Source organism: Pseudoroseomonas ludipueritiae (assembly GCF_014490445.1).
Taxonomy (GTDB): domain Bacteria; phylum Pseudomonadota; class Alphaproteobacteria; order Acetobacterales; family Acetobacteraceae; genus Pseudoroseomonas; species Pseudoroseomonas ludipueritiae.
Window position 1 is genome coordinate 1 of sequence record NZ_JACTUZ010000201.1, and the last position, 6615, is coordinate 6615.

The following is a 6615-nucleotide window of genomic DNA, read 5'->3' on the forward strand; positions in this document are numbered from 1 at the left end:
AGAAGCGGCGGAGCTCGTCGCGAAAGGCGATCTCCTCGGCGGTGAAGCGCAGGTCCATGCTCGTTTTCCCTCAGATCAACTCGATCAGGCCGGCCGCGCCCTGGCCACCAGCGATGCACATGGTCACCACCGCGTAGCGCGCATGGCGCCGCTGCCCTTCCAGCAGTGCATGGCCGACCATGCGGGCCCCGCTCATGCCAAAGGGATGGCCGATGGAGATGGCTCCGCCATTGACGTTCACCCTCTCGGGGTCGAGGCCCAGCCTGTCCCGGCAGTAGATCGACTGAGAGGCAAAGGCCTCGTTCAGTTCCCAAAGGTCGATGTCCTCGACCTTCAATCCGTGCCTCTGCAACAGGCGTGGCACGGCGAAGACAGGGCCGATGCCCATTTCCTCCGGCTCACAGCCAGCCACGGCCAGGCCGCGGAAGATGCCCAGCGGCGTCAGCCCGCGGCGGGAAGCTTCCTCCGCCGACATCAGCAGGCTCGCGCTGGCACCATCCGAAAGCTGGCTGGCATTACCGGCGGTGATCCAGCGCCCCTCCCGCACAGGCTTCAGTTTCGCCAGCCCCTCGGCGGAGGTATCGGGACGGTTGCCTTCGTCGCGATCGAGGGTCACCTCCTCCTGCCGCGCCGGGCCACCATCTTTATCCGCGATGCTGCGGATGGCGGTGATGGGCAGGATCTCGTCATCGAAGCGCTGGGCCTGCTGCGCGGCGGCGGTGCGGCGCTGGCTTTCCAGTGCAAAGGCATCCTGCGCCTCGCGCGAGATGCCATAGCGTTCGGCAACCAGATCAGCGGTGTCGATCATGGTGTCGTAGATGCTGGGCCTATGCGCCTCCAGCCAGGCGTTGCGATAGCCGGTGCGATTCACATGTGGCTGCACCAGGCTGATGGATTCCACGCCGCCCGCGATGGCGACCGGCACCTTGTCCACGATGATTCGCTTGGCGGCGGCGGCGATGGCCTCAAGCCCGGAGGCGCAGAATCGGCTGACGGTTTGCGCGGCGGAAGACACCGGCAGCCCGGCCCGCAGCGCCGCATGGCGCGCGACATTGCCGCCTGTGGCACCTTCCGGGTAGCCGCAGCCGAGGATCACCTCCTCCACTGCCTCCGGCTCAACGCCCACGCGGGCGAGAGCGCCGGAAATGGCATGGGCGGCCAGGTCGGCGCCATGGGTGTTGTTCAGGCTGCCCCGGTAGGCACGCCCGATCGGGGTGCGCGCGGTAGCGACGATCACGGCATCGGTCAAGATGACTGCTCCTGCGTGCCTGTAAGGGCGCGCTCTTCGGCAATGAGGGCGCTGGCCAACAGCTTGCCGGCCGGGCTGCGCGGCAGACTGGGACGGATCTCGAGGGCGGCGGGCATTTCGTGCCGGCCCAGGCGGTCCTTCAGGAAATGCTTCAAGGCATCGAGCGTCAGGTCGGGCGCGCCGTCCCGTAGCGTCACGAAGACCTTGGCGGATTGCCCGCGGTAATCGTCGGGGATGCCGATCACGATGGCCTCAACGATGTCGGGATGCTCGTAGAGCGCGGCCTCCACGGCGGCGGGATAGACGTTGAAGCCGCCCGAGATGATCATGTTCTTGCGCCGGTCCAGCAGCGAGAAGAGGCCATCCTCATCCAGCCGCCCGATATCCCCCGTGAGAAACCAGCCGTCCCGGAAGGCGGCCGCCGTTTCCGATGGCTTGTTCCAATAGCCACGGAATACATTGGGGCCGCGGATCGCGATCTCGCCTGCCTCGCCGGCCGGCATGACGCGGCCGGGGTCGTCCAGCGCCACGATGCGCATCTCGATCCCCGGCAGCGGTACGCCGATGACGCCAGGGCGCGGCGTGGCTTCCACCGGCACGCGGGTACCGGCGGGCGCGGTCTCGGTCATGCCCCAGCCGATGCGCAGCCGCTGGCCCAGAAGCCGCTCCACACGCTGCCCGATCTCGAAGGGCAAGGGCGCGCCGCCGGAAACGCATGTGCGCAGGGAGGAGAAGTCGTGCCGCTCGGCGCCCGGGTGGTTCAGCATGCCGATCCACATCGTCGGCACGCCGGCGAAGAGCGTGACGCGCCGTTCCTCGATGTCGCGCAAGGCTGTCGCGGCATCGAAGCGCGGCCGCAGCAGCAGCTCGTTGCCATCGGCCAGATGGCGCAGCATGACGGTGGTCAGCGCATAGATATGGAACAGCGGCAGCACGCACATGACGCGCTGCTCGCCAGGCGTCAGATTCTCGTCATCCTGCCAATGCTGGTAGATGCTGACAGCGGAAGTCAGGTTGCCATGCGTCAGCATCGCGCCTTTCGGGAGGCCGGTGGTGCCGCCGGTATATTGCAGCAGCGCGACATCGTCCGGCGCCGCTTCCGGCCAGTCGGAGAAGGGAGCCGCCTGCTCCATCAAGGGTGAAAGCGGCACAACACCGGTCGGCAGCGCCCCGGCGGGGTCGCCGCCCCAGCGGGCATCCTCGCCCACCAGCACGCGGTCGGCCGCGCCGCTTTCCAGCAGCCAGGCCGCCTGCGGCAGCAGCGCGGGAAAATCGGTGGTGACCACCAGGCGCGCGCCGCTGTCCCGCAGCTTATGCGCCAGCTCCCGCCTGGCATCCAGCGCGCTCAGATGCACCACGCGGGCGCCCAGGCAGGTCAGCGCGAAGAAGCAGATGGGGTGCCAGGGCGTATTCGGCAGGTAGAGCGCCACGGCCTGCCCCTTCAGCACACCCAGCTTCCGGAAGGCGCCCGCCGCCTGTACCACCAGGGTGCCGAGGTCGGCATAGGAAAGACGGATGTCGCGGTATTGCAGCGCCGGCCGCGTGCCGCCATTGGCCACCAGGCGCTCGAACAGCGCCGGCAGCGTCGTGGTCTCCAGTGGCGCATCCCACCGGCAGCCTCTCGGATAGGCGGCCTCCCAAGGATGCGGCATCCGGGCGCTCACGCGGCCGTCCTCGCCAGCGCCTCGAAGCCCAGCCCTTCCCGCGCCAGGCGGGACAAGGCAGCCGAGGGGCGCAGGGATTCGTCGTCGGAGCGCTCGGCATAGGCAGCCAACCGCTGCGCGACATGGGCGGCACCCAGCGTGGCCCCGTAATACATCGGCCCACCGCGCCAGGCGGGCCAGCTATAGCCATTGAGCCAGACAACATCGATGTCGCCGGGCCGCGCCGCGATTCCTTCCTCCAGGATGCGTGCGCCCTCATCGATCATGGGGAAGATCAGGCGCTCCGTGATTTCCTCCCGGCCGATGGCACGGCGGGGAATGCCGAGCTGCGCTGAGATCCGCTCGATCAACTGCTGCACGGCGGGGTCAGGGGTGCCCTGGCGGGCGCCGCCGGCATAGTCGTAATAACCGCGCCCGGCCTTCTGGCCGAGCCGCCCCGCCTCGCAGAGCGCGTCGGCCACCGGCGCGGTCTTGCCCGTGGCCTTGCGGGTCCGCCAGCCGATATCGAGGCCCGCGAGGTCGATCATGGCGAAGGGCCCCATGCGGAAGCCGAAGGCCACCAGCGCGGCATCCACCTCCTCCGGCGAGGCACCTTCCAGCAGCAGCCGCTCGGCCTGGGCGCTGCGCCGTGCCAGCATGCGGTTCCCGACGAAGCCATGGCAGGAGCCGACCACCACGGGCACCTTGCCCAGCCGCTTGCCGAGTTCCACGGCAGTGGCCAGCGCCTCCGACGTCGTCGCCGCGCCGCGCACCACCTCCAGCAGCTTCATGACATTGGCGGGCGAGAAGAAATGCATCCCCAGCACATCGCCAGGCCGGGCCGTGGCTTGCGCGATGGCGTCGATGTCGAGATAGGAGGTATTGCTGGCCAGCAGCGCCCCGGGCTTGGCGATGCGGTCGAGGCTGCCGAAAATCTCCCGCTTCAGCTCCAGGTCTTCAAAGACAGCCTCCACCACCACATCCGCCGTGGCGGCCGCTTCCAGCCCGACCCTGCCCTCGATGCGGGCCAGCCGGCGGTCGCGTTCCTCCGGGGCCAGGCTGCCGCGCTGCACGGAGATGGCATAGGTGCCGGCAACGCGCTCCAGGCCACGGCCCAGTGCTTCCTGATGGGTCTCGATCAAGGTCACGGGAATGCCGGCATTGGCGAATACCATGGCGATGCCGCCGCCCATGGTGCCGGCGCCGACCACGGCCGCGTGCTCAATCCGCCGGGGCTGGGTGTCGCGGGGCTGGCCCGGGATCTGCGCCGTTGCCCGCTCAGCGAAGAAGACGTGGCGCAGCGCCTTGGAGCGCTCGTCCTGCATCAGCCGCAGAAAGGTCTCCCGCTCGAAAGTCAGGGCCTCCTCGAAGGATTTCTCAAAGGCGGCACGGACACAGTCCACACAGGCGGCCGCCGCAGGATGATCCGCCGCGCGCTTCAGCACGGCCGCCGCCGCGGCCTCGAAGGCCTCACGCGGGCCGAGCCTGTCCCACCGGTCCCGGAGGCGCGGGAGTGGGTCGCCGGCCTCTGCCAGTGCCAGGACATGCTGGCGCGCGGCGGCGAGCAGGTCGCCTTCAGCCATCGCATCCAGGATGCCAAGGCGAAGGGCCTCCGCCGCGTTGATCGCGGTGCCTTCCGCCATCAGCGGCAAAGCCTGAGCGGCACCGATCAGCCTTGGCAGGCGCTGGGTGCCGCCCGCGCCGGGTACTAGCCCCAACTTGACCTCGGGCAGCCCCAGCTTGGCATTGGGCGAGGCCACTCGGGCATGGCAGGCGAGTGCCACCTCCAGCCCGCCGCCCAGGGCCGCGCCGCCGATGGCGGCCACGATGGGCTTGGGACAGGCATCCAGGGTGGCGATCACCTGGGGCAACGTGGGTGGAACCGGTGTTTTGCCGAATTCGCTGATATCGGCGCCGGCGATGAAGGTTCGGCCTTCAGCGGCAATCACAATGGCGCGCACGGCGGGATCGGCAGAGGCCTGGGCTATGGCCTCCGACAATCCGGCCCGAACAGGGGCGCTCAGGGCGTTGACAGGCGGGTTGGCGATCCGGATCACCGCGACGCCCTCTGTCACTGCGAAGCCGACGGGCCGAGCATCCACCATCATGCGTTTCCTTTCGGCGTTTTAGCTTGTAATTCCGCAGTGCGGAATTTAGTTCTGCCGTTTAAATCAAGACCTATCGGCATGCCGCATAAGCGGTCAAGTGCCGGATGCACGGCCGGAGGGAACCTTCATGCGGAAGCGGCAGCCATCGGTTTCCAGCCCCAGCGCGGGCGCAGGGGAGGACGCGGAGGACCGGCAGTTCATCCAGGTGGTGGCCCGTGCCATGGATATCCTGCGCGCCTTTACGGCGGAGGATAGCGTGCTGGGGAACCAGGAGCTGGCCGAGCGCACGGGCCTGGCCAAGGCAACCGTTTCCCGCCTGACCTATACGCTGACCAAGCTGGGCTACCTGAGCTACCTGCCCCGCTTCGCCAAGTACCAGCTGGGTCTGGGGCTGGTTCCGCTGGGGCAATTCGCGCTGGCCAATCTGGCGATCCGGCAGGTGGCGGCACCGCTGATGCGCCATCTGGGGGAGGAGACCGGTGCCTCTGTCTCGCTCGGCAGCCGGGACGGGCTGTCCATGCTGTATATCGAGCACTTCTCCCCGCGCACTGCCGTGGCTCTGCAGCTTGGCATTGGGTCGCGCGTGCCCTTGGGCCTCACCGCCATGGGCCGTGCCTACTATGCCGTGGCAACGGAGGCCGAAAGGTCCATGCTGGAGGCCCACTTGGCGGAAGCGGACCCGGAGCATTGGCCTTCGGTCCGGCAAGGGCTGCTGGAGGCAAGGGAGATGCACGCGGCCCTCGGCTTTACCACCTCGGTCGGCGACTGGAACCGGACGGTCCACGCCGCCGGAGCCGCCTTCGCGCTGCCCAATGGTGGCGGCATCGTTGCCCTGAACTGTGGCGCGCCAGCCTTCATGCTCAGCAGGGAACGCATCCTGCAAGAAATCGGTCCCCGCCTCACCGCCGTGACCCGGCGGATCGAAGCTCTCGCGGGTCTGAGGCACTGACCGCCTGGCTGTCCCTTGCGCTCGACCGTGGGCGCTCAAGGTCGGCTGCTGTCGCTGGATGGCCATGACAAGCGCGCCGCAGGTGAGTTCCGCGCGCATGTGCTCGCGCATGGACCAGCCGGCCATCTTGCGGGTGGCCAGATCGAGCCTGGCGGCGAGGTGGCGCCAACCCTCGGCAGCGGGCAAGCAGGTCATGTCGGCCCGCTGTCGAAGATGCTGAGGCAGATGGCGAAGCGATGGGCCCTGTGCCTGCCGCGACGGGCTGTGGCCGTGGTGTCTCGCCGTTCTGCCGCCCCCGCCAGCTGCACAGCATGGGGGGTTGGATGCCCAACTCGCAGCGACTTGCGTCGGCGGCCGGCCGCTGGAGCGTAACAGTGCGCCCGCTTCCTGCTTGAACTCTCGCTCCGTCGGACACCTGCCTCGCTCCCGTGGAGCTTACTCAGAAGTGTCCACCAGTTCGCAGGAAGATCGTTAAGGGCTGCGATTACTCAGTCAATCAGCTCTCTCCTGGATGACGGGGATCTTTCGCAGCGCGGTCAGGCATAGCGCGGCAAGGAGTGAAGCTCCGACCGCTGCAACCGCAGCCGAGACGCTCATGCCAAAAACGAATGCCGCTCTAGGCTCCAGACTCGATCAGGTCCATCCGAGTGGGATGGCGGCTATGGC

The 6615-nt window shown here is 68.3% G+C and carries 4 protein-coding genes and 1 pseudogene; 1 reads left to right on the forward strand and 4 read right to left on the reverse strand.

Features of this window, described 5'->3' with window-relative positions:
- Positions 1-70: 70 nt before the first annotated feature.
- The 3 genes from IBL25_RS23555 to IBL25_RS23565 are packed head-to-tail and all read right to left on the reverse strand — an operon-like array spanning position 71 to position 5000.
- Positions 71-1249 carry an acetyl-CoA C-acyltransferase gene (locus IBL25_RS23555; protein ID WP_187780914.1) on the reverse strand — a complete coding sequence of 393 codons (1179 nt, stop codon included), beginning with the start codon at positions 1247-1249 and terminating at the stop codon, positions 71-73.
- Positions 1246-2913, reverse strand: coding sequence for an AMP-binding protein (locus tag IBL25_RS23560; protein ID WP_367615677.1), 1668 nt, complete (start codon positions 2911-2913; stop codon positions 1246-1248). Before IBL25_RS23560 ends, IBL25_RS23555 begins: the two co-directional genes overlap by 4 nt.
- Entirely contained in the window at positions 2910-5000 is a 2091-nt protein-coding gene (locus tag IBL25_RS23565; protein WP_238940621.1) for a 3-hydroxyacyl-CoA dehydrogenase NAD-binding domain-containing protein, read from the reverse strand. Before IBL25_RS23565 ends, IBL25_RS23560 begins: the two co-directional genes overlap by 4 nt.
- Before the next feature lie 127 nt (positions 5001-5127).
- Here IBL25_RS23565 and IBL25_RS23570 point away from each other — a divergent pair, with 127 nt between their 5' ends.
- Positions 5128-5949 carry an IclR family transcriptional regulator gene (locus tag IBL25_RS23570; RefSeq protein ID WP_187780915.1) on the forward strand — a complete coding sequence of 274 codons (822 nt, stop codon included), beginning with the start codon at positions 5128-5130 and terminating at the stop codon, positions 5947-5949.
- Between the two features lie 42 nt (positions 5950-5991).
- On the opposite strand, the pseudogene IBL25_RS27725 reads toward IBL25_RS23570, so the two are convergent.
- Positions 5992-6150 (reverse strand): annotated as a pseudogene (locus tag IBL25_RS27725) (IS3 family transposase); the annotation flags it as partial.
- Between the last annotated feature and the right edge of the window lie 465 nt (positions 6151-6615).

Coding starts and splice junctions, on each gene's coding strand:
- IBL25_RS23570 (WP_187780915.1), top strand. CDS start 5,128: ATGCGGAAGCGGCAGCCATCGGTTTCCAGCCCCAGCGCGGGCGCAGGG.
- IBL25_RS23565 (WP_238940621.1), bottom strand. CDS start 5,000: ATGATGGTGGATGCTCGGCCCGTCGGCTTCGCAGTGACAGAGGGCGTC.